This window comes from Mycobacterium shunyiense, assembly GCF_058270035.1.
Genome location: NZ_JBZDPT010000022.1, coordinates 122,087 through 144,381 on the forward strand (window position 1 = coordinate 122,087; position 22,295 = coordinate 144,381).

Consider the following 22,295-nt stretch of genomic DNA (forward strand, 5'->3'; position numbering starts at 1 on the left):
CAGTGCGGCGAACATCAAATTGCCAACTCTGGGAGACCCCCGTCACAGCGTAAGCGCTGATCAGGTATTTCTGCCGCCGTTCACGCCGACGACCTGGCCCGTGATGTAGCCGGCCTCCTCCGAGATGAGGAACGAACACGTTGCTGCAATGTCCTCCGGCCGCCCTATCCGCCGTACCGGGGTGGCGTCGATGGTGTTCTGGATGTCGCCCAGCTCGCCACGAGATTCGGCGGCGCGCAGCATCGGCGTGTCGATGAAACCCGGCGGAACGGCGTTGACCGTGATGCCGGCCGGGCCGAATTCCAGGGCCAGCGACTTGGTCAGCCCGTTGACCGCGGACTTGGCGGCCACGTAGTCCGACATGTACGGCACGCCGGAATGGGTGCTGGACGAGGAGATGTTGACGATGCGGCCCCAGCCGGCGCCGATCATGTCGGGCAGTGCCGCCTGTACGACATGGAAGACGCCGTTGAGGTTGACGTCGACGACCTTCTGCCAACGCTCGAAGGTGAGTTCGGTGAATGGCGTGAAATCGCTGAGACCGGCCGAGTTCACCAGGATCGTGACGGGGCCCAACTGCTCGCGGACCGCCTTGAAGACCGCGTCGACCTGGGCTCGATCGGTGACGTCGGCCGCGTAGGAGTGCGGGTCGTCGGTGGCGTTGAGGTCGAGGGTGGCCACCTGGTAACCGTCGGCCGCCAGCCGGTCGGCGATCGCCTTGCCGATTCCGGAGGCGCCCCCGGTGACCAATGCTGTCTTGACTGTCATCCCTGTTCCTTTCGGTGGACTGTGCGGGTGATGCGCAGGCCGAGGGCGCGGCGAGCCGCCTCGGTCAGATGGTGGTAGAGCTGCTCATCGGTGAGTCCTGCCGAGGCGATGCCTGCGGCCCCGGCGATCCCTGAGAACACCAGCGCCGCCTTGACGGTGCCTGCCGGCCCGGGATCGACATCGGCCAGGAGAGCCATCTGGCGGTCGATGACCGTGTCCCACTCGGTCCGGGTGCGCAGGGCCTCGTTCACGCTCGGGTCGGTGCCCAGCACCGAGACCATGGCGCGGTTGTGCACGGCCAGGTCGGCATAGCCGCGAACCATGCGATCGGCCCGGTTGTGTACGCCGCGGAGGTTCTCGGCCTCTTCGACGATCTGCTGCATCTGCCGCAGGAGCGGGTCCAGCGCGGCCGTCAGCAGCTGTTCGCGGGTACGGAAGTGGTAGTAGATGGCGGCCTTGGTGAAGCCGAGTTCGTCGGCGATCATCTGCAGCGACGTACCCGCGAAGCCGTGTCGGGTGAACAGCCGGACCGCAGCCTCGACGAGGCGTTCGCGGGTGGTGCTCGAGCCGGCCGGTTCGGCCGTGGCGGCGTCCATCGGTGCTTCCCCTCCTGTGCGCTGCGGCAAAAATTCCTTTACGATCGTAAAGGAGTTTACTAGTCGATCGTAAAGTGGGGCCACCGTATGTTGACGCCGTTGCCGGCCGAGGACTGGGACGATCAGGCACGCGAGGCGCTGGCCTCCACGGTGCCGCCGGAGCGACGCCGCCCGGACAAGGTGGGCAACGCGTTGTCGACACTGGTGCGCCATCCCGTGCTGGCGGGGGCATTTCTGCCGTTCAACACCTACCTGCAAAAGGACTCCACGTTGCCCGAGCGCATCAGGGAGTTGGTGATCCTGCGTACGGCCTTTCACCACGGCTGTGTGTACGAGTGGGGTCATCACAGTGCAATGGCCCTACCGGCCGGGCTCACCGAGGCCGATATCGATTCGGCCCAAAGCGGCTCAGCGGCAGACGAATTCGACCAGGCCGTGCTGGACGCGATCGATGAACTGCACGCCGGATCCCGGATATCGGCCGGGGTCTGGGAGCGCCTGGGGGAGCGGCTCGACGACCGGCAGCGGATGGACCTGATGTTCACCTTCGGCGGCTACAGCACACTTGCCTTCGCCCTGAACACCTTTGACGTCCAGCTTGAGGACGGCGCAGGCAGCGACGAGTTCTACGCCACGATGGGGAGCTGACTGAGGACTACGCGGAGCGGCGTATCCGGGCGGCGGCCGATTCTGGCATCGGCTCATAGCGGGCGAACTGTCGGGTGAACGTCCCGGCGCCATGCGACAGTGACCGCAGGTCGATCGCATACCGGGTCAGCTCGACCTCGGGAATCTCCGCCTTCACCACGGTCCGGTCCTCGTCGGCCTTGTCCGTGCCGAGTACACGGCCGCGCCGGGCGGCAAGATCGCTCATCACCGCGCCCACCAGATCGTCCGGTACCGCCACGGTCACGTCGTCGATGGGCTCGAGCAGATTCACTCCGGCAGCTTCGGCCGCCTCCCGCAACGCCAGGCCACCGGCCATCTGGAAGGCGAAGTCAGAAGAGTCGACGCTGTGTGCCTTGCCGTCGACCAGCGTCACCCGAATGTCGACGACGGGATACCCGACCTCGGAACCGACCCCCTTCTCCATCTGCGCGCGGACGCCTTTCTCGACGCTCGGGATGAACTGGCGCGGTACGGATCCGCCGACGACCTTGTCGACGAACTCGAACCCGGTGCCCTCCGGCAGCGGCTCGACCTCGATGTCGCAGACCGCGTACTGTCCGTGCCCGCCGGACTGCTTGACGTGCCTGCCGTGTCCTTTTGCCTTGCCGCCGAGCGTCTCTCGCAGCGGTACCCGCAGCTCGACCGTATCCACCGACACTCCGTAGCGCCGCGACAATCCGTCGAGCACCACCCCGGCGTGCGCCTCACCCATGCACCACAGCACGATCTGGTGTGTTTCGGGATTCTGCTCGATGCGCAGCGTGGGGTCCTCGGCGGCCAGCCGCTGCAACCCGACCGAGAGCTTGTCCTCGTCGGTCTTGGCGCGTGGCTGAACCGCGATCGGCAGCAGCGGGTCGGGCATGGTCCACGGACGCAGCACCAGCGGATCGGCCTTGTCGCTGAGCGTGTCACCGGTCTCGGCTCGGCTCAGTCGCCCGATCGCACAGATGTCCCCGGCCACCACCGACGGGGCCGGGCGCTGCTGCTTGCCGAGGGGGAAGGACAGGGTGCCGATGCGCTCGTCCTCATCGTGGTCGGCGTGGCCGTGGGATCCCTCAGGTGCCACAGCGTCGTTGAAGGCAGAAAAATGGCCCGACACATGCACGGTGGCGTCGGGCCTGATGGTGCCGGAGAACACCCGGACCAGGCTGACCCTGCCGACATAGGGATCCGACGTCGTCTTCACCACCTCGGCCAGCAGCGGCCCGGACGGGTCGCAGGCCATCGGCTTGCGGGCCGCGCCGCTCGCCGCGAACACCTCCGGCAGACGGTGCTCGGGCGGCGACGGGAAGCCGCGGGTGGCGATCTCCAGCAGCTCCAGCGTGCCGACCCCGGATCCACTGCACACCGGGATCACCGGGAAGAACGAGCCGCGGGCCACCGCCTTCTCGAGGTCGGCGATCAACACCGCCTCGTCGATCTCCTCGCCGCCGAGGTAGCGCTCCATCAGCGTCTCGTCCTCCGACTCCTCGATGATTCCCTCGATCAGGGAGCCGCGGAGCTCGGCGATCTCGTCGTCATAGGCGCCGTCGGGCGGCCGGGTGGTGCGGGTGCCGTCGCTGTAGCAGTAATAGGTGCGGGTGAGAAGCCCGATGACGCCCTCTCCCGCAGGGAAGTACAGCGGTGCGACCTTGTCACCGAACGCCCGCTGGGCGCCGGCCAGGGCATTGGCGTAGTTGGCGCGGGCGTGATCGAGCTTGGTGATGACCACCGCCCGCGGCATCCCCACCGCCGCGCATTCCTGCCACAACGCCTTGGTCGGCTCGTCGATGTCCTCGTTGGCCGCGATCACGAACAGCGCGCAGTCGGCGGCGCGCAACCCGGCGCGGAGTTCCCCGACGAAATCCGCGTATCCGGGGGTGTCGATCAGATTGACCTTGATCCCGTTGTGCTGCAACGGGGCCAGTGCCAGTCCGACCGAGCGCTGCTGTCCGATCTCGGCCTCGTCGAAGTCGCAGACCGTCGATCCGTCGACCACCGAGCCCGCCCGGGTCAGCACACCGGCGGCGACCAGGAGCGCCTCGACGAGGGTGGTCTTGCCGCCACCCGACGGGCCGACGAGCGCCACGTTGCGAATGGCGGCGGGGCTGTCCGCGGTGGGAACAGCCCCGTTGCCGGCCGAATGGGTCTTGTCCGCCATGGCACTCCTCCTGGTGTCCCCGGGGCGCCCCCTGCGGCCCGCCGGACCTGCTCTCCACCATTCCCCGATGTGATCTGGAGCACAAGGGCTGCCGGCCCGGGCCGCAGGTGAACGTTCCGAGGAAGTGCACAGCAAGCTGTCAGAATGTGGTCATGACGCATGCGCTGGATGCGGTGGGCACTGTCGCGGTGGTCGATCTCGAGGCAGCGTGCGAGCTGTACGGCCGCGACGCGTTGCCATACCCGTTGGGCCGTAGCCGACCGGTGGGGTCGGTATGGCTGCTCACCAGAGACGTGGGGCCGATCGAAGATCGTCTCAACGGCGGCGATCTTGCTCGCGTACGCGCGTGGGTGGAAGCCTTTGTGCGGGCTGATGTTTGCGTCGGATGCCGGGTCAGCGTCTCTGACGGGGACACTCCCGATCTTCGGTTGAACGGCCTGCTGGCCGGCGAGTCAGGGTTTGTCGCGGTGCAGCACAGTGACCCCGATGGCGTCGACGCCGTCGACGTCTATGCGGTATCGCCGGGGGCCGTGGGCTCGGTGATCGCCGATTCGGTCGGCTTGGCCGGCGCCGGCTCCCATCCGCGTATCGCGGTGGCAGGCTTCGAGGATCGACTTCCGGCACCACCACCCGACGCGGTCGACGAATATGACGACTTCGGCTTCCTGATTCCACATGCCGAGTCGGAAGGTCCGCCCGTCCACGTGGTGGACGGGCGTGATGTCGCAGCGATCGGGACAGTGCAGTCGCTCTCCGGTTCGACTCGCTACTGGGTCACGGTCGACGCTGATGGCGACTACCTGTACGCGCCCGACGGTGCCGGTTATGCCGAACCGCTTGATGCCGAGACACTGCGTGCGTGCCTCGATGGACCTGTCGCCCATGCCATTGTCGATATGGGCGGCGATATGGGCGGCGAGATGTCAGGCCAGTGGGACGATTCGGTCGGGTGGGACGAGTGATGCCGAGACCGGATCCCCGGAGTCACCGGATGGTGAACTTCTCATCGTCAAGCCGCTGTAGCGCACGCCCATCGGTCAGTTCGTCGCGACACTCGGGATGCTGCCAGTAGAACCGCGCCCACTCGCGCAGTGCGTGGCTGTTGGCGGTGATGGTGCCCGATCCCAGCTTTGCGCTGCGGCCTTTGGGGAGCACGAAAACGATCAGATCGGTGAATGACACCTTGCCCTTGAGTGGGTGATCCAGAATCTGTTCGACATCTTCCCACGTTCCATGTGCGAATGAATTCCACTGACCATCCCACACCTCGAAACCGCCAGGATCCAATCGCAGGTGCTTTCCGTCCCGGTGTCTGTAAATCCGGTAGAGGACCGGCACGCCGTAGATGACGTAGAAGATGCAACCGGCCGGCAGAATCAGCCGGTTGGTGCCGGATGGGATGAAATCGACCATATCGAACTGTGCAAATAGGAGAAATGCACCCGCAGACAGAACGCCGAGCAAGAGACCGACGCTGAATATCAGATCGACGTATCTCTGCGGACGTATTTTTGTGCCTTCGGGTCCGTACTCCACCCTTGGCTGAGCTGCCCCTGAGACCGGGTAAGCAAGGTGAAACAGCAAGCTGAAAAGTAGCAGTGATGCGCCAAGACAGAGAGCTGCGGTCAAAAAACTGCCGCGGGTGAACCAAATGACAGTCCAGACCATGGTGAAGCCGGCGCCGCCGAACAAAATGGCGCAGACCAACGCCAGGCGCAGATAACCGGAGGTCTTCATCGAGGACAAAACGTATTGCCGATCCAGTTGCCGAGGGCTTCGCCGCCGAGTGCCGCGGTCAGGCCGATTGGTATGGCCAGCGGACCCGTCTCCGACGCCGCGATTCCCGCGAGCGTACCGGCGGTGACCGAGGTGACACCCTCAGCTGTGGCGACGCACTTCTGGAAACTCGTCTCTGCCACGGCTATGTCCCACAACGAGGTGGCAATACTCACCCCCGGACCGAAGTATTTTCCCGTCGCGCCGAGCGGACTCAAAATGGGGTGGTCGATGAGATTGATGGGAACATCTGCCTGACGACCATCCGGTGTGCGGACGTAGGCGGTTTCCTTACCGTCCGGCCACTTGGTCACTTCGGCGATCGTGCCATTCGCGTATTGGGTGGTGCTGATGGTCTTGCCGGCCATCCCGTACTGAGCCCAGTCGGCGAAAGTGACAGTTGTTGTCCTGGAAACCTCGTTCCCGTTCTTGTCGATATGCACGTTGGTGGTGAGCGGCCCTCGATCAGAGAAATTTGGTTTGGCATCGACCGTCTCGATGTGCTTGCTGCCGTCCATCATGTATCTGGTCGTGGTCGTTGCTACCGCTTCTCCGGTGTTCGGGTTGTACTGCGTCTCTACTTTCGTTTCCCGGACGGTTTGCGACATGTCGGTGTCGCGGAGCATGCCCTGCTGCAGCATTCCGATTGTCGACAGCGGGTTCGGCACCTCGTCGCCGGGTTTCTGGATCCCGGGAACCAGGCTGCCCAGACCGCCAGGGTTGGGCACCTCAAATCCATGCTGCTGCGCCGCGCTCGTCACTTTCCCGGCCGCATCCTCATCGGCCGCACCCACCTTCACCAGCAACAAGTTGACGTTGGCCTGTTCGGTCTGAGCACGCTTCTCCAGCGCAGCCGCCTGTTCGACGGTCATCTGGCCGCCTTTGACCAGGACCACCCACTGGTCGCTGACGTGCAACTGGCCGCTGTTGTCGATCTCGTCGGCCTTGTTCAGTAGAGCTGTTCGGGCGCTACCGATCGGGCCGGCGGCGCCGCTGAGCGCATCACCCACGGCCGTGGTGTATTTCGAGAAGTCATCGGTCTGTGTTTTGGCTCGGTCGAACATCGCCGTGGCTGCGTTGTGCGCATCACCTGACCACGCCTTGGTCTCCGGCATGGTCTTGAGGTTGCTGTTGATCCGGGATACGGCCTCACCGACGGCCGTGCCGGAATTCTTGATGGCTTGTCCCGCGGGAGTCAGCGAGTCCGGGTTCCAGCCTTGGAGACGTGGGCGTGAGGGCAACACGGGTCAGAAGATTCCCTTGAAGCTGCCCGCCAGATCAGCGTCGCTCACCTCGTAAGTGCCGGCCGCGCCTCGGACCGCGGTACCCATGTTGTTGACATTGGTGGCGATCTTCTCGGCGACCTGTTTGACATGCGTGCCGACCAGTCGGGCCGCCCACTGCGTGGTCGATCCGTCCAGTCCGTTGGCTGCGGTGGCGACCTTGGTGCCGACGTCGGCTTCGCGGATCAGCCCCGACGCGATCTCCACCTGACCGGCAAAGGCGCGCAGGACCTCGGGGTCGACCTCCATGACAGCTCCGTTCAGCCGTTGGTTCGTTGCATCATCAACGATGTTAGGGCAGGTCGGTGGGCCCGCTGATCACCAATTTGGCTGCTCCGGGCGCTGTCACACCTGCCAGGACGACCAGCGCGTGACCTCGACAGTGACGACCGGGCCGTTCAGTGCAATTCGCTCGTACTGCGGATACTTCGCGCGCAGCAGCCCGTAGCCGGTGGCCATCGCGTCACCGCCGCGGTGGACCGTGGCCCGTCCGTCCGCACGGACCCACCACAGGTGTTCCCACTCGTCGGTGTAGTGGTCGACCAGCAGGCTGACCCGGGAATCGCCCTCGATGTTGGCCAGCCGGCGCAGTCGCTGGGTGGACTTGGGTTTGGCGTCCACAGCGGAGTAGATGGTGTCGCCCTCGGCGGATCGGTGCACGGCAAAGACCACCGGGACCAGGTGCGGCGCGCCGTCCGGTCGCAGTGTCGCCAGGACGGCAGTGGGTGCAGCGGCGAATCGAGTTGCGGCTTCGAGATCAGCGAGATCAGCCATCAGTCGAGATTATGTGGATGACACCGTCTGCGTCTCAGGGCGGCGGGACATCGCCGGGGGGCGCGCTCTCGTCCGGGAGTGGCGGGAGCTTCATGAGCTCGTCATAGGTCGGGTCGCCCGCACCCGGTGGCATGGGCCGGGTCGGCATGATGATCGTGGGCCGGTAGTCCTCTGGCGGATTCTCGACCGGCGCGACGCAACCGACGCCGTAGGTGGTGGTGGCAGGGACTCCGGCGTTGTCGACACAGCAGGTCGTGGCGACGGAGTCGATGTTCTGGTCGGGACCGGGTGCCGCCGTCGCGGTACAGGTCTCATATCCCTGCACGTCGAACGCCGCCGAGGCGGGTGGGATCGTGAACTGACCTGCGGCGCAGATGCCGACGAACGCGGCAGATGTGGCGAGCAGACGCCGCCGACGTGCGAGGGTCGTGCGGACGGGCGTCATGGGCGCCAACCCTAGTCAGCCGGTGTTGCCATCGTCCACCACCGGGCGGCTTGCGATGCCTCTCACGTTCGGCGAGGTCACGATAGGGTGCCGGTGCGCGCGCTTGGTGGCCAACGGAGGGTTTGGTAATGATGACGTCCCGGATCGTGACAGCATCTGCGGCTCTGGCCGCATCGGCACTCGTCGCGGTGGGTCTGGCGGCGTGCGCGCCGCCCCAGAAGGGCGCTGCCGGTGGTGACACCGATACCGGCGTCAAGGTCGCCGAGGCCAAGTCTGCGGCCGACTTCGGCGGGATGGACAAGCTCATCGCGGCGGCCAAGGCCGAAGGTGAGCTCAATGTCATTGCGCTGCCGCCGGATTGGGCCAACTACGGCGCCATCATCAAGGCCTTCGAGGAGAAGTACGGCATCAAGGTGAACTCGGCGCTGCCCGACGGTTCCAGTCAGGAAGAGATCAACGCGGCGAACCAGCAGAAGGGCAAGAGCACCGCACCCGACGTGTTCGACCTGGGGCAGTCGGTCGCGCTCGCGAACACCTCGATGTTCGCTCCGTACAAGGTGGCCACCTTCGATGACATCCAGGAGAACCTCAAGGACCCGGACGGCACCTGGGTCAACGATTACGGCGGCTTCATGTCCATCGGCTTCGATTCCACGAAGGTTCCACCGATCACCTCCGTCGAAGACCTGCTCAAGCCGGAGTACCACGGCAAGGTCGCGCTCAACGGAGACCCGACCCAGGCCGGCGCGGCGTTCGCCGGGGTCCTGATGGCAGCGGTGGCACAGGGCGGGTCGGCCGACGACGTCGCCCCCGGCGTCGCGTTCTTCGAAAAGCTCAACGAGGCAGGCAACTTCCTGCCGCTGGATCCGACCCCGGCCACCATCGAATCAGGGCAGACCCCGGTGGTGATCGACTGGAACTACCTCAACGGCACCGAGAGTCAGAAGGTCCCGGGATGGCAGGTGATCGTTCCGCACGAGGCACTGGTCGCGGGGTACTACTATCAGGCGATCAACAAGGATGCACCGCATCCGGCGGCGGCCCGGTTGTGGCAGGAATTCCTGTTCAGCGACGAGGGGCAGAACCTGTACGCCAAGGGCGGGGTTCGCCCGGTGCGCGCCGACAAGATGATCCTGGCCGGCACCGCCGACCGCGCGGCGTTCGGTCAGTTGCCTCCCATCGACGGCCCGGTGACGGTCGCGAGCCAGGCCCAAACCGACGTAGCCAACCAGTATCTGGCCGACAACTGGGCCAAGGCGATCGGCTAGGTCGCCAGTGCCGGGTAGTACAACTCGTCGGGACCTCCGCGCAGACATCCGTGACGCGCTGCCATTGCTGCCGTTCGTGGCGGTGGTGACAGTCTTTCTGATCGTCCCCACGGCGACGGTGATCGTCATGGCGTTCTTCGCCGACGGATCCTTCTCACTGGATCGGATTGCCGCGCTGTTCTCCGGTACCGCCCTGGCGGCTCTGGCCAAGAGCATTGCCCTGTCGGCCAGTACGGCGCTGATCGGGGCGGTGCTGGGCGCGGTGCTGGCCTGGCTGATCGTCAGCAGCCCACACGCGTCGATGGTTCGTCGCACGGTGCTGGCACTGTGCAGTGTGCTGGCCCAGTTCGGCGGTGTGGCACTGGCTTTCGCTTTTCTTGCCACCATCGGGCTCAACGGCGTGCTGACACTGTGGGTCAAGGAGAACCTCGGCTGGGATCTGGCCGGTTCCGGCTGGTTGTACGGACTCGGCGGGCTGATCCTGGTGTACAGCTACTTCCAGATCCCGTTGATGGTGATCGTGTTCCTGCCCGCCCTCGAGGGGTTGCGTGAGCAGTGGCGCGAGGCCGCCGTCAGCCTCGGCGCGTCACGGTGGCAGTACCTGCGGGAGGTCGCAGTGCCGCTGCTGACCCCGGCATTCTGGGGGTCGGCGTTGTTGTTGTTCGCCAACGCGTTTGCCGCCTACGCCACCGCGGCCGCACTGGTCAGTCAGGGCAGTCCGATCGTGCCGCTGTTGATCCGCGCCGCACTCACCAGTGAGGTCGTGCTGGGTCAGTCCGGTTTCGCCTATGCGCTGGCCTGCGAGATGATCGTGGTGGTGGCCGTGGTGATGATCGCCTACAACGCCTTGGTCCGGCGCACGGCGAGGTGGCTCAAATGAATCGCGCTGCCCGCGTGGCGCTCTGGGTGCTGTTCGGCCTGTTCTTCCTGTTTCCGCTGTATGCGATGGCCGACTTCTCGACCCGGAATCTCATCGCCGGCGGGCGCACCGGCGCGGCATGGCGCAATCTGGTCGCCGACGAGGCGCTGTATCACGCCATCCTGATCTCATTGCTGCTCGCGGTGTTCACCGTCATCGCGATGCTGGCGTTGCTGGTGTCGACGATGATCTGGGTACGCGTGCGGGTCCGCTGGGCCGCACCGCTGGTGGAGTTTCTGTGCCTGCTGCCGCTGACCATTCCGGCCCTGGTCATCGTGGTGGGCCTGCGCAACGTGTACCTGTGGGTCACTTATCTTCTCGGCGAGTCGGCGCTCACCCTGACATTCGTCTACGTCGTGCTGGTCCTGCCGTTCGCCTACCGGGCGATCGATTCCGCGCTGTCCGCGATCGACCTGCAGACCTTGTCGGAGGCAGCTCGGTCGTTGGGGGCCGGTTGGATCTCGACCATCACCCGGGTGATCGTGCCCAACATCTGGTCTGGGATCCTGTCCGCTGCCTTCATTTCCATTGCGGTGGTGCTCGGTGAATACACCGTGGCCTCGCTGAGTGGCTTCGAGACGCTCCCCGTCCAGATCGTGGCGATCGGGAAGAGTGACGGCGCGACGTCGGTGGCGGCCTCGCTGGCCACGCTGCTGCTCGGCTTCGCTCTGTTGTTGGTCTTGGCGGCGCTCACGCGGGGCCGCCGCCGGAGGTTGGGAGTTCAGACATGAGTCTCGGGGCCGGTGTGCGCGTTGAACTTCGTGACCTCACCCGCACTTACGGCAACGTCCACGCACTCGACGGGCTGAGCCTGTCGATCGAGCCGGGGGAGTTGGTCGCGCTGCTCGGCCCGTCGGGCTGCGGCAAGACCACGGCGCTCCGCATCCTGGCCGGGCTGGAAGAGGCCAGCGCCGGCACCGTGTTCGTCGGCGGCCGTGACATCAGCTCGGTGCCGGCCAACAAGCGGGATATGGGCATGGTGTTCCAGGCCTACAGCCTGTTCCCGCACCTGACCGTGTTGGACAACGTCGCATTCGGTTTGAAGATGCGTGGAAAGTCCAAGCAGGACCGGCTGTTTCGAGCTGCAGACATGCTCGATCTGGTGGGCCTGGCGGCGCACAAGGGCAAGTATGCGAGCGAGCTGTCCGGGGGCGAACAGCAGCGGGTCGCGTTGGCCCGGGCCCTGGCGATCGAGCCGAGGGTGCTGCTGCTCGACGAGCCGCTGTCGGCACTCGATGCGAAGGTGCGCTCGCAACTGCGTGACGAGATCCGGCGGGTGCAGCTCGAAGTCGGCATCACGACGTTGTTCGTCACCCATGACCAGGAGGAGGCCCTCGGGGTTGCGGACCGGGTCGGGGTGATGAGTCACGGCAAACTCGAGCAGCTCGCCACTCCTGCCGTGGTCTACGCTCGCCCGTCGACGCCGTTCGTCGCCGAATTCGTCGGCTTGCACAACAAGGTGCGCGCGCGGGTGGCGGGCGGACGGGCCAGACTGCTGGGCGCCGAGTTGCCGACGCTGCCCGGATCGATCAGTTCCGGGTCGGGTATCGCGATGGTGCGGCCGGAATCGATCCGGGTGCGCGCCGATCCGGACGGGCCCGCGGTGGTGGAATCCGTGTCGTTCCTGGGCCCGACGTCGCACGTGTACATCTCACTGCCCGACGGCTCGCTGATCCACGCGCAGCTGCCCAGCTCGCGGGCCCGGGCCTTCGGGCCCGGCGTCGTCGTCAACCTTGCTCTGGAGCGGGCGCCGGTCCTGGTGATCTAGCGTGCCCGGTCCGACCGGTTCGCGTTCGTAACGGCATGACGAAAAATCCCGCCCGGGACCGCCATGGCGTTACGAACGTGAGGCTCCCGGCGGTTGGTTCTCTGCCTTAAACGTCCTTGACCGGTTCGATCCCCAGATCGCGGTAGGTGACCAGCGCCGCGAACGGGACCCCGCGCTTGGCGAACCGCCCGGTCGCGACGTCGCCGCGGTCGACCATCGGGATGACGCCGGTGACGACGGCGCCGACGGCGGTCACGCGTTCGTAGGCGATCTCGGTGGAGCCACCGGTGCTGATCACGTCGTCGACCAGCAGCACGCGGGTACCGGGCTCGAGCCGGGTGCCCTCGATCCACTGCTCGCGGCCGCGGGACTTCTGTTCCTTGCGCACCGAGAACCAGGCCTTGCCGGTCACCATCGCGACCCCGTGGGCCAGCGGGTCGGCGCCCATGGTGAGCCCGCCGACGGCGTCGAACTCGATACCGCTCGCGGCGGCCAGATCGGCGACCGCTCGGCTGACGATGGCCATCCGCTCGCCGGTGTCGATGGCGAACTTGCCGTCGATGTAGTCGTGGCTCAGCTGCCCGCTGGCCAGCCGGAACGGCTCCTCGCGGTGTTCGTAGCCGCGGGTGCGGATCAGGTCGAAGGCGGCTTGCCAGGTGTCCGGGCGCTCAGGCATACCCGCGATCGTATTGCACGGCCTGACGGGGTCGCGGGCCCAGCCGGCGCGGTGCGCGGATCAAGCCCGAGCGCGCTGGGCCAACTCGACCGTGGCCGCCCGCAACTCACCGAAGGAGCTGATCGGTGCGGCGTAGCCGACTCGGGTGTAGGCCATCCCGCGCTCGGTGGTGACCCGCAGATCCAGGCCGTAGCGGTCGGCGCCGGTGCACACCGCCGCGGTCGTGTCGGGGTAGCCGCCGAGGGCACGGGCCATCTCGGCCAGCGAATCGGCGTGGTCGGCGTTGAGGTGCTCGATCGCGCCGGCGGCGTGCGGTGCGACGGGGTCGGGTCCGGCGGCCGCATAGGCCTCGCCGGTGGTCGAGTCCATCCGGCCGTATCCGCCCACCCAGCGCACGCGCTGCACGCGCAGCACCCAGAGCGAGAAGTCGCTGAAGTCGATGTAGTAGCGGGCGGCGGCGACCGCGTCCAGATGGGCCTGGCGGGCCGCGGCGAGCTCGTCGCCGCTGGGTCGCTCGACGACACCGGCCAGCGTGATGCGGCTGCCGGCCAACGGATCTGACCCGTTGTCGGGGGCGACGACGGAGATGCTGGCCCGGGGGTCGCCGGCGAGGTTGCGGCCGTGCTCGGCCATGTTCGACACACAGAGCACCGGTGCACCGGCCAGCAGTCCGTAGGTGACGAAGGATGCCCACGGGTCGCCGTCAGCGGTGAGGGTGGCCAGCGTGCCCGCGTTGGTCGATGCGGCGACGGTCCGGGCTTCCTCGGCTGCAGACGGACGTGCCCCCGCGATCACCTCCGTCAGTGGGGGAGGAACCGAGGGGGCATCACCGGGGTCGCCATGATCGCGCGTCACGCAGCGACCCTACCGCTGTGGGCTCAGCCGCCGAGCGCGGCGATGAGGTCCTTGATCTGAGCGGTCTCGGCTTCGGTCGCGGGCTCCTCGGCCTCAACGGCCTCGATGAGGTCCTTACGCAGCCCGACGCCGTTGGCGGCTTCCTCGGTGGACAGCTTCGCGTTGCCGCGCGCAACGTACAGACGCTGACCGAGCGTGGCGCCGGGGCCTTCGGACGCGGTCGTCATCAGCTCGTCATAGCGGTGCCGCACACCGCTGAGCGCCACGATGACCGACGGGGTGACGCGGCTGCGGCCCGCTGCCTCCGACAGCGACGTCTGCAGCTTGCGCAGACCGCTGAGGACGACTGCGGCGCGGTCGGCGTACTCCGGGTCGCCGACCGGCGGTAGCGCGTCGATCGCGGCGATGTACATGTGCATCGCTGCATCAGAAAGTCCAACGATTACTGGTGCTTCACCGTCATTAGGTGCCGACTCACCCACAGGCCATCCCTCGTCGAAAGTTTGTGCTCGCCGGCCCATAGCCGACGAGGAGATCAAATGCGGGAAAAACGTAACCCGTTGCTGTCTCTTATTCAACCGTTAGTTTTTCCGCAAACACGCACCCAGTGGCGAATCACGTTGCTGCAGGATCGTTTCGGATGACCACGTCCGGTGCCAGGTTTCGCGCAGGTGTCGAGGCCGGATGAAGTGGGTACGTTGGAAAGCTGATGGACAACGCTCAGGACGATCACCCACTGGTCGAACATCCGACCGCCGAGGACTTCAGCCATGCCAGAACGCTGCCCACCGACCGCGACTGGTTCAAGCGGGCGGTGTTCTACGAGGTTCTGGTCCGGGCGTTCTACGACTCGAACGCCGACGGTGTCGGCGATCTACGCGGTCTGACCCAGCAACTCGACTACCTCAAGTGGCTGGGTGTGGACTGCCTCTGGCTGCCACCGTTCTACGATTCTCCGCTGCGTGACGGTGGCTACGACATCCGGGACTTCTACAAGGTGCTACCCGAGTTCGGCACCGTGGAGGACTTCGTCGCGCTGCTCGACGGCGCGCACCGTCGGGGTATCCGCGTCATCACCGACCTGGTGATGAACCACACCTCCGACTCCCACGCGTGGTTCCAGGAGTCACGGCAGAACCCCGACGGTCCCTACGGCGACTTCTATGTCTGGAGCGACACCAGCGACCGGTACGCAGATGCGCGCATCATCTTCGTCGACACCGAAGAGTCGAACTGGACCTTCGACCCCGTGCGCCGTCAGTTCTACTGGCACCGGTTCTTCTCTCACCAGCCCGACCTGAACTACGACAATCCGGCGGTGCAGGAGGCGATGATCGACGTCCTGCGGTTCTGGCTGGATCTCGGCATCGACGGTTTTCGGCTGGATGCGGTGCCCTACCTGTTCGAACGCGAGGGCACCAATTGCGAGAACCTGCCCGAGACCCACGCCTTCCTCAAGCGGTGCCGCAAGGTGGTGGACGACGAGTTCCCCGGCCGGGTGCTGCTGGCCGAGGCCAATCAGTGGCCGGCCGACGTGGTCGAGTACTTCGGCGATCCGAGCACGGGCGGCGACGAGTGCCACATGGCCTTCCATTTCCCGTTGATGCCGCGGATCTTCATGGCCGTGCGACGGGAGTCGCGGTTCCCGATCTCGGAGATCCTGGCGCAGACCCCGGCGATCCCGGACATGGCGCACTGGGCGATCTTCCTGCGCAACCACGACGAGCTCACGCTGGAGATGGTCACCGACGACGAGCGCGACTACATGTACGCCGAGTACGCCAAGGATCCGCGGATGAAGGCCAACGTCGGTATCCGCCGTCGGCTGGCCCCGTTGCTGGAGAACGACCGCAACCAGATCGAACTGTTCACCGCGTTGCTGCTGTCCCTGCCCGGATCGCCGATGCTCTACTACGGCGACGAGATCGGCATGGGCGACATCATCTGGCTCGGTGACCGCGACAGCGTGCGCACCCCGATGCAGTGGACGCCGGACCGCAACACCGGGTTCTCCACGGCCAACCCGGGCCGGCTGTACCTGCCGCCGAACCAGGACGCGGTGTACGGCTACCAGTCGGTGAATGTCGAAGCGCAGCGGGACAGTTCGACGTCGCTGCTGAACTGGACCCGCAGCATGCTGGCCATCCGCGGCCGCCACGATGCGTTCGCGGTCGGGGAGTTCCGTGAACTGGGCGGCTCCAACCCGTCGGTACTGGCTTACGTCCGCCAGATCGAGAGCGACGGCGATGCGGTGCTGTGCGTGAACAACCTGTCGCGGTTCCCGCAGCCCATCGAACTGAATCTGCAAGAGTGGAGCGGATATACGCCCATCGAGATGTCCGGCTACGTCGAGTTCCCCAGTATCGGTCAGCTGCCGTACCTGCTGACGCTGCCCGGGCACGGGTTCTACTGGTTCGAGCTCCGCGAGCCCGAGCGGGAGGCTGCACAGCAATGAGTCTCGAATTCGCTGACTGGCTGAGTCAGCAGCGCTGGTACGCCGGCCGCGGACGCGAATTGGCGACCGCCACACCAGGTCTGGTGCTCGACTTGAACGAGGATCTCGACCTGACGTTGCTGCAGGTGTCCTACGCCGACGGAACCGTCGAGCGGTACCAGGTACTGGTGAAGTGGGATGCCGACCTGATCGAGGAATACAGCTCCGTGGCCACGATCGGCAGTGACGACGGGCGGACGGCCTCCGACGCCCTCTACGACCAGGACGCCGCGCGATATCTGCTGGAGATGGTCGACCGTTCGGCCACCGTGGGCGGGCTGACGTGCAGCAAGGAGCCAGGAGCCACCCTGCCGCTGGATGCGCTGCCCCGGGTGTCGGCGGCAGAGCAGAGCAATACCAGCGTGGTGTTCGGGCAGGATGCCGTGCTCAAGGTGTTCCGCCGGATCACCCCGGGCATCAACCCCGACATCGAACTCAACCGCGTGCTGGCCCGGGCCGGTAACCCGCATGTGGCGAGGCTGCTCGGATCGATCGATATCGATTGGGAGGGTGAGCCTTTCGCGTTGGGGATGGTGACCGAATTCGCCGCCAACTCTGCCGAGGGCTGGGACATGGCCAACGCCAGCACCCGTGACCTCTTCGCCGAGGGCGATCTCTATGCCGACGAGGTGGGCGGTGACTTCGCCGCCGAGTCCCACCGGCTGGGGGAGGCGGTGGCCTCGGTACATGCCTGTCTGGCCGAGCAGCTCGGCACCGAGTCGGTGCCGTTCCCGACCGAGCTCATGACCGCCCGGCTGGCCACTGCCGCAGAGGCGGTACCCGAACTGCGCGAGCATGTCTCGCTGATCGAGGACCGCTACCGCAAGCTCGCCGACGAGCAGGTGAGGGTCCAGCGGGTACACGGCGATCTGCATCTCGGGCAGGTGCTGCGCACCCCGGAGAACTGGCTGCTGATCGACTTCGAGGGCGAGCCCGGCCAGCCGCTGCAGCTGCGGCGCAGCCCCGACTCGCCACTGCGTGACGTCGCGGGCATGTTGAGGTCCTTCGACTACGCGGCGTATGCGCGCCTGGTGGACCTGGCCACCGACGACGACCGGGCCCGGCAGTTGGCGGCGCGGGCCCGGGAGTGGGCCGACCGCAACAGCGCGGCATTCTGCGACGGCTACACCGAGGCAGCCGGCACCGATCCGCGCGAGCAGGCCGCGCTGTTGGCGGCCTACGAGCTGGACAAGGCGGTGTACGAGGCGGCCTATGAGGCCCGGTTCCGGCCGAGTTGGCTACCCGTCCCACTGGGATCGGTGACCCGCCTGATCGGTTGATATCTTCATTAGCATGCCTAATCAGCCTGCGCGCCGATCGGCGTCCGACGGGCTGCTGATCGCCGTCCTCGCGGCCGCCGGTATCAGTGTCTCGCTGATGCAGACCCTGATCATCCCGTTGATCCCGCAGTTGCCCACCCTGCTCGGCACCACCGGAGCCAACGCCTCGTGGGCGATCACCGCGACCCTGCTGACCGGCGCCGTCGCGACACCGATGTTGGGCCGCCTCGGGGATATGTACGGCCCCAAGTGGATTCTCGTGTTGTGCGCTGTCCTGCTGTTCGTCGGATCGGTGATCGCCGCCATGACGACCTCGCTGATCCCGTTGATCCTCGGGCGTGGGCTGCAGGGGTTCGGAGCCCCGGTGATCCCACTGGGCATCAGCGTGCTGCGCGCCGCCCTGCCTCCTGAGCGGGTGGCGTCGGCCATGGGTTTGATGAGCGCGTCGCTGGGCGTCGGCGGCGCGCTGGGCCTGCCGTTGTCGGCGGTGATCGCCGAACAGTTCAACTGGCACGCCCTGTTCTGGTGTGCGGCCGCGCTCGGCCTGGCCTCGGGCATCCTGTTCGTCCTGCTGGTGCCCGACCTGGAACCCGTGTCCGCCGATCACCGGTTCGACCCGGTCGGCGCCGTCACGCTGGGCATCGGCCTGGTGCTGCTGTTGCTACCGATCTCCAAGGGCGCGATGTGGGGTTGGACCGATGCCACCACGTTGGGCATGTTCGCCGCCGCGGTGGCGACCTTCGGTGTGTTCACCTGGTGGCAGTACCGAGTGCCCTCGCCCATCGTGGACATGCGCACCACGTTGAAACGGCCTGTGCTGCTGACGAACCTGGCCTCGATCGCGGTGGGCTTCGGCATGTTCGCGCTGTCGCTGGTGGGCCCCCAGTTGCTCGAGATGCCGCGGGAGACCGGATTCGGCCTGGGGCAGAGCATGGTCGCGACCGGTCTGTGGATGGCGCCCGGCGGACTGGCGATGATGGCCGCGGCACCGGTCGCCGCACGGGTGGTGTCGGCGCGCGGGCCGAAGATCGTACTGGTGATCGGCAGCGCGATCATCGCCGTGGGCTACCTGGCCGGCACCTTGATGCTCGGCAGCCCCGTAGGCCTGATGGTGCTCGGCCTGATCGTCAGCTTCGGCGTCGGTTTCGCCTTCGCCGCGCTACCCGCCTTGATCAATGCCGCGGTGCCGGTGTCGGAGACCGCGTCCGCGAACAGCATCAACTCGCTGGCCCGCTCGCTGGGGACCTCGACCTCCAGTGCGGTGATGACGGCGGTGCTGGCCCAGATGACCATCACGTTCGCCGGGCACGCGCTGCCGTCACCGGCCGGGTTCCGCACCGCGCTGCTGATCGCCGCGGCCGCGGCTGCCGGTGCCGCGCTGATCGCCATGGCAATACCGAAAGCGCCCCGGCCGGCTGAAACAGAACTGGACGGGGCGCTTTCAGAAGCTGCTGAGCGTTTGGTGTCAGAGCGTGGCGATCTCGTAGCTGTCGAGCTGGCCGACCAGCGTCCGTAGCTGATCCGACGACGAGCCCAGGGTGTGCTCGATCGCCGTCAGCCGCGCGGCGTAGTGGCCGACGGGGTACTCCGCGGTGACGCCGATACCGCCGTGCAGCTGGATCGACTCCTGCGAGACGTGCCGACCCGAGCGGCCGATCTGCAGCTTGGCGCGCGCCGCGATCACCGGGTTGAGCTCGCCGTCGGCGATCGACATTGCGGCGTAGGTGCCCATGCTGCGCGCCAGCTCCAACGACATGTACATGTCGGCGGCGCGCTGGGTCAGCGTCTGGAACTTGCTCAGTGTGACCCCGAACTGCTTGCGCTGCTTGAGGTAATCGGTGGTCAGGCGCAGCGATTCCTCCATCACGCCGACCGCCTCGGCGCACAGCGCCGCCGAGATCCGCATCAGGGCGTTGGTGATCGCCTCACCGGCGTCGGCGGCCTCGCCGAGCGGCTCGGCAGGCGTGGCATCCAGCTCGACCTGGGCCCCGCGCTGGCCGTCGAAGGTGCGGTAGCCCGTGCGGGTGACGTTCGCGGCGTCGACCAGGAACAGTCCAGTTCCTCCATCGGGCAGGGCGGCGCTGACGATCAGCGTGTCGGCGACGTCGCCGGCCAGCACCGGGTTCTTGGTGCCGCTCAGCGTCCACGCGTCGCCGCTGTTCGTCGCGGTCGTCGTCACCCCTGCCGATCCCCGCAAGCCAGGTTCGGCGTGGGCGAAGGCCAGGATCCGCTCACCCGCGGCGACGTCGTCGAGCAGGGCGCGCTGGGCGTCGGTACCCACCTCGGCGATGATCGCGCCGGGGCCGATCGCCCCGTGCAGGACGGGTTCGGGTGCCAGCCGGCGTCCGATCTCGTTCAGCACCACCATGATCTCGATCTGGCCGCCGGAGTCCTCATCGAAACCCAGTCCCAGAACGCCGATCTCGGCGAGCTGGCCCCAGACCTGGCGGTCGAATCCGGGCTCGGACTCCACCACCTTGTTGCGCTTTTCGGTGTCGTAGCCCGACAGCAGGTCACGGGTGGTGTCCGCCAGCAGGGTCTGTTCGTCAGTCAGCTGAAAGTCCATGGCTCAACTCACAATCCGAGAATGGTGGACGAGATGATGGTGCGCTGCACCTCGTTGCTACCGCCGTAGATCGAGGTCTTGCGGTAGTTGAGGTAGTGCGGGGCGGCGTGCTGGGCCCACTCCGGTGAGGCGATGTCGTCGGCCTCGTACGGCAGCGCGTCGGCGCCGGCCACCTCGACGAGCAGCTCGGTGGCGGTCTGCTGAAGCTGGCTGCCGCGCAGCTTGAGCACCGAGGATGCCGGGCTGGGCTTGCCGTCGGCCGAATCCGAGGTCACCCGCATCTGGGTGAGTTCCAGTGCGAGAACGTCGTTCTCGGCCTCGGCCAGGCGGGCGGCGAACAGCGGATCGGCCAGCAGGCCGTTGGCCGCGGCCCGTTCCTTGACCTCGGCCAGGCGAACCTTGGTGCGGGCCACCTGGGCGATGCCGGTCCGCTCGTTGCCGAGCAGGAACTTCGCGTAGGTCCAGCCCTGGTTCTCCTCGCCGACGAGCTGGTTGGCGGGCACCCGGACGTCTTCGAAGAAGACCTCGTTGACCTCGTAACTGCCGTCGATCAGCTTGATCGGGCGCAGCGTGACACCGGGGGTGTCCATTTCGAACAACAGGAACGAGATGCCGGCCTGCTTCTTGGGGGCCTGCGGGTCGGTGCGGACCAGGCAGAAGATCCAGTCCGCGTGCTGACCGAGCGTCGTCCACGTCTTCTGGCCGTTGACGACGTAGCTGTCGCCGTCGCGCACCGCGGTGGTGCGCAGCGAGGCCAGGTCGGAGCCGGCCTCGGGCTCGGAGAAGCCCTGGCACCACCAGATGTCCAGCGCCGCGGTCGGCGGCAGGAAGCGCTCTTTGACCTCCTGCGAGCCGAACTCGGCGATCACCGGGCCGACCATCCTCGCGTTGAAGGTCAGTGGCTCGGGAACGCTGGCCAACTGCATCTCGTCGAGCCAGATCTGATGCTGGTTGGGCGTCCAGTCCTTGCCGCCCCACTCGACGGGCCAGTTGGGCACCGCAAGACCGTGCTCATGGAGGATTTTGTGCGCCGTGATGATGCCCTCTTTGCCGATCGGCAGCCCCAGCCGGTTTCGTTCTCGAAGCTCGGCGGGAATCTTCGTCGTGTAGAAGGTGCGCAGCTCATCGCGGAAAGCTGCTTCCTCCGGTGTGAGCGCCAGTTGCATGACCGTCTCCCTGTCGGTGGATCTGTCTGCACCCTAAACCACCCGGTTGGTTGGGTGCACCGGGGATGCGTCTAGCGCACCAGTCGACGCAGCAACGACGAGGCGACGACGACTCCGAGCACCGCAGCCACGATGAGCACACTGATGTCGAGTGCCCAATTGGTCGGCGTGCCGATCAGCAGCCCGCGTAGCGCGTTCACCTCATAGCTGAGCGGGTTGACCGTGGAGAGCCATCGCAGCCAGGTCGGCATGATGTCGACGGGATAGAGCGCATTGGACGCGAAGAACAACGGCATGGTGATGGCCTGGCCGATCCCCATCAGCCGGTCGCGTTTGCGCACCAACCCGGCCAGGGTCATCGACAGACACGCGAAGAACGCCGCACCCAGCGCCACCACAGCCATCGCGGCCAGGATGCGCAGCGGATTGACCGTCATCGCGATGCCCATCAGATAGGCAAGCAGCACCACTCCGAGCACCTGGACCACCGAGCGCACCCCGGCTGCGAACGCCTTGCCCGCCACCAGGGCGGAGGCCGGCGCCGGCGTAACCATGAGTTTGGCCAGAATGCCGGCGTCACGGTCCCAGATGATCTGGATGCCGTAGAAGATCGAGATGAACAGGGCCGACTGGGCGATGATGCCCGGCGCCAGGAATGTCAGGTAGGGAACGCCACCGGTGTCTACGAGATGGAGTCGGCTGAAGGTCTGGCCGAAGATCAGCAGCCACAGCGCGGGCTGGACCATGCGGGTGAAGAGTTCGGTGCGGTCGTGGCGCAGCTTCTGCAGTTCGACGAGGGCGAAGGCCGACATCCGCAGCGCCATCGCGCGGACCCGTCGCATCCCGCGCGGC

At 66.5% G+C, this 22,295-nt stretch carries 23 protein-coding genes; 9 read left to right on the forward strand and 14 right to left on the reverse strand.

Features of this window, described 5'->3' with window-relative positions; translation table 11 throughout:
* Positions 1-60: 60 nt before the first annotated feature.
* Both AC4ELS_RS15675 and AC4ELS_RS15680 read right to left on the reverse strand, forming a co-directional pair.
* A complete protein-coding gene (locus tag AC4ELS_RS15675) occupies positions 61-768 on the reverse strand; it encodes an SDR family NAD(P)-dependent oxidoreductase (protein ID WP_064887422.1) in 708 nt (235 codons plus the stop codon).
* Positions 765-1,364: a TetR/AcrR family transcriptional regulator gene (locus tag AC4ELS_RS15680; RefSeq protein WP_064887421.1), complete on the reverse strand. Its 600-nt coding sequence runs from the start codon at positions 1,362-1,364 to the stop codon at positions 765-767. The genes AC4ELS_RS15675 and AC4ELS_RS15680 overlap by 4 nt, the downstream gene beginning before the upstream one ends.
* 87 nt (positions 1,365-1,451) lie before the next feature.
* On the opposite strand from AC4ELS_RS15680, the gene AC4ELS_RS15685 reads away from it, so the two are divergent.
* A complete protein-coding gene (locus AC4ELS_RS15685; protein ID WP_064887420.1) occupies positions 1,452-2,012 on the forward strand; it encodes a carboxymuconolactone decarboxylase family protein in 561 nt (186 codons plus the stop codon).
* Between the two features lie 7 nt (positions 2,013-2,019).
* On the opposite strand, the gene AC4ELS_RS15690 is transcribed toward AC4ELS_RS15685, so the two are convergent.
* Positions 2,020-4,173, reverse strand: a complete 2,154-nt coding sequence (locus AC4ELS_RS15690) for an elongation factor G-like protein EF-G2 (RefSeq protein WP_499048066.1) — start codon at positions 4,171-4,173, stop codon at positions 2,020-2,022.
* Positions 4,174-4,325: 152 nt separating this feature from the next.
* Here AC4ELS_RS15690 and AC4ELS_RS15695 point away from each other — a divergent pair, with 152 nt between their 5' ends.
* Complete coding sequence (locus AC4ELS_RS15695) at positions 4,326-5,135, forward strand: hypothetical protein (protein ID WP_499048069.1); 810 nt, start codon at positions 4,326-4,328, stop codon at positions 5,133-5,135.
* A 22-nt stretch (positions 5,136-5,157) separates the two neighbouring features.
* On the opposite strand, the gene AC4ELS_RS15700 is transcribed toward AC4ELS_RS15695, so the two are convergent.
* The 5 genes from AC4ELS_RS15700 to AC4ELS_RS15720 form a co-directional block, all read right to left on the reverse strand.
* Positions 5,158-5,910, reverse strand: coding sequence for a hypothetical protein (locus AC4ELS_RS15700; protein ID WP_499048071.1), 753 nt, complete (start codon positions 5,908-5,910; stop codon positions 5,158-5,160).
* Positions 5,907-7,064 carry a hypothetical protein gene (locus AC4ELS_RS15705; RefSeq protein ID WP_064887504.1) on the reverse strand — a complete coding sequence of 386 codons (1,158 nt, stop codon included), beginning with the start codon at positions 7,062-7,064 and terminating at the stop codon, positions 5,907-5,909. Before AC4ELS_RS15705 ends, AC4ELS_RS15700 begins: the two co-directional genes overlap by 4 nt.
* A gap of 132 nt (positions 7,065-7,196) precedes the next feature.
* Positions 7,197-7,481, reverse strand: a complete 285-nt coding sequence (locus tag AC4ELS_RS15710; RefSeq protein ID WP_499048073.1) for a type VII secretion target — start codon at positions 7,479-7,481, stop codon at positions 7,197-7,199.
* A 96-nt stretch (positions 7,482-7,577) separates the two neighbouring features.
* A complete protein-coding gene (locus tag AC4ELS_RS15715; protein ID WP_064958541.1) occupies positions 7,578-8,006 on the reverse strand; it encodes a TIGR03668 family PPOX class F420-dependent oxidoreductase in 429 nt (142 codons plus the stop codon).
* 34 nt (positions 8,007-8,040) lie between these two features.
* Positions 8,041-8,451: a hypothetical protein gene (locus tag AC4ELS_RS15720; protein ID WP_448444712.1), complete on the reverse strand. Its 411-nt coding sequence runs from the start codon at positions 8,449-8,451 to the stop codon at positions 8,041-8,043.
* 128 nt (positions 8,452-8,579) lie between these two features.
* Here AC4ELS_RS15720 and AC4ELS_RS15725 point away from each other — a divergent pair, with 128 nt between their 5' ends.
* The 4 genes from AC4ELS_RS15725 to AC4ELS_RS15740 are packed head-to-tail and all read left to right on the forward strand — an operon-like array spanning position 8,580 to position 12,406.
* Positions 8,580-9,719 (forward strand): ABC transporter substrate-binding protein, encoded by a 1,140-nt coding sequence (locus AC4ELS_RS15725; protein WP_499048075.1) that lies wholly within the window; start codon positions 8,580-8,582, stop codon positions 9,717-9,719.
* Between the two features lie 7 nt (positions 9,720-9,726).
* A complete protein-coding gene (locus AC4ELS_RS15730; RefSeq protein WP_165609164.1) occupies positions 9,727-10,599 on the forward strand; it encodes an ABC transporter permease in 873 nt (290 codons plus the stop codon).
* Positions 10,596-11,369, forward strand: coding sequence for an ABC transporter permease (locus tag AC4ELS_RS15735; RefSeq protein ID WP_499048077.1), 774 nt, complete (start codon positions 10,596-10,598; stop codon positions 11,367-11,369). Before AC4ELS_RS15730 ends, AC4ELS_RS15735 begins: the two co-directional genes overlap by 4 nt.
* Positions 11,366-12,406, forward strand: a complete 1,041-nt coding sequence (locus AC4ELS_RS15740) for an ABC transporter ATP-binding protein (RefSeq protein ID WP_064958537.1) — start codon at positions 11,366-11,368, stop codon at positions 12,404-12,406. The genes AC4ELS_RS15735 and AC4ELS_RS15740 overlap by 4 nt, the downstream gene beginning before the upstream one ends.
* A gap of 106 nt (positions 12,407-12,512) precedes the next feature.
* Here the strand turns inward: AC4ELS_RS15740 and pyrE are convergent, their stop codons facing one another.
* The 3 genes from pyrE to AC4ELS_RS15755 are packed head-to-tail and all read right to left on the reverse strand — an operon-like array spanning position 12,513 to position 14,350.
* The gene (gene pyrE / locus AC4ELS_RS15745) at positions 12,513-13,082 is read right to left on the reverse strand and encodes an orotate phosphoribosyltransferase (protein ID WP_064885198.1); all 570 of its coding nucleotides are present in this window, start codon (positions 13,080-13,082) and stop codon (positions 12,513-12,515) included.
* Positions 13,083-13,142: 60 nt separating this feature from the next.
* Positions 13,143-13,937, reverse strand: coding sequence for a HugZ family pyridoxamine 5'-phosphate oxidase (locus AC4ELS_RS15750; protein WP_499048079.1), 795 nt, complete (start codon positions 13,935-13,937; stop codon positions 13,143-13,145).
* Positions 13,938-13,960: 23 nt separating this feature from the next.
* Complete coding sequence (locus AC4ELS_RS15755; protein WP_064885219.1) at positions 13,961-14,350, reverse strand: hypothetical protein; 390 nt, start codon at positions 14,348-14,350, stop codon at positions 13,961-13,963.
* Positions 14,351-14,646: 296 nt separating this feature from the next.
* On the opposite strand from AC4ELS_RS15755, the gene treS reads away from it, so the two are divergent.
* The 3 genes from treS to AC4ELS_RS15770 are packed head-to-tail and all read left to right on the forward strand — an operon-like array spanning position 14,647 to position 19,227.
* Positions 14,647-16,392, forward strand: a complete 1,746-nt coding sequence (gene treS / locus AC4ELS_RS15760) for a maltose alpha-D-glucosyltransferase (protein WP_499048081.1) — start codon at positions 14,647-14,649, stop codon at positions 16,390-16,392.
* Positions 16,389-17,711, forward strand: a complete 1,323-nt coding sequence (locus AC4ELS_RS15765; RefSeq protein WP_499048082.1) for a maltokinase N-terminal cap-like domain-containing protein — start codon at positions 16,389-16,391, stop codon at positions 17,709-17,711. The genes treS and AC4ELS_RS15765 overlap by 4 nt, the downstream gene beginning before the upstream one ends.
* A gap of 13 nt (positions 17,712-17,724) precedes the next feature.
* Positions 17,725-19,227 carry an MFS transporter gene (locus AC4ELS_RS15770; protein WP_499048084.1) on the forward strand — a complete coding sequence of 501 codons (1,503 nt, stop codon included), beginning with the start codon at positions 17,725-17,727 and terminating at the stop codon, positions 19,225-19,227.
* Here AC4ELS_RS15770 and AC4ELS_RS15775 read toward each other — a convergent pair.
* The 3 genes from AC4ELS_RS15775 to AC4ELS_RS15785 form a co-directional block, all read right to left on the reverse strand.
* On the reverse strand, positions 19,177-20,277 hold the full coding sequence (locus AC4ELS_RS15775; protein WP_499048085.1) for an acyl-CoA dehydrogenase family protein: 1,101 nt from the start codon (positions 20,275-20,277) through the stop codon (positions 19,177-19,179). The two genes, AC4ELS_RS15770 and AC4ELS_RS15775, sit on opposite strands and share 51 nt — an antisense overlap.
* 8 nt (positions 20,278-20,285) lie before the next feature.
* Positions 20,286-21,443, reverse strand: a complete 1,158-nt coding sequence (locus AC4ELS_RS15780) for an acyl-CoA dehydrogenase family protein (protein ID WP_064885210.1) — start codon at positions 21,441-21,443, stop codon at positions 20,286-20,288.
* A 71-nt stretch (positions 21,444-21,514) separates the two neighbouring features.
* The gene (locus AC4ELS_RS15785; protein WP_064885221.1) at positions 21,515-22,285 is read right to left on the reverse strand and encodes an ABC transporter permease; all 771 of its coding nucleotides are present in this window, start codon (positions 22,283-22,285) and stop codon (positions 21,515-21,517) included.
* Positions 22,286-22,295 lie beyond the last annotated feature (10 nt).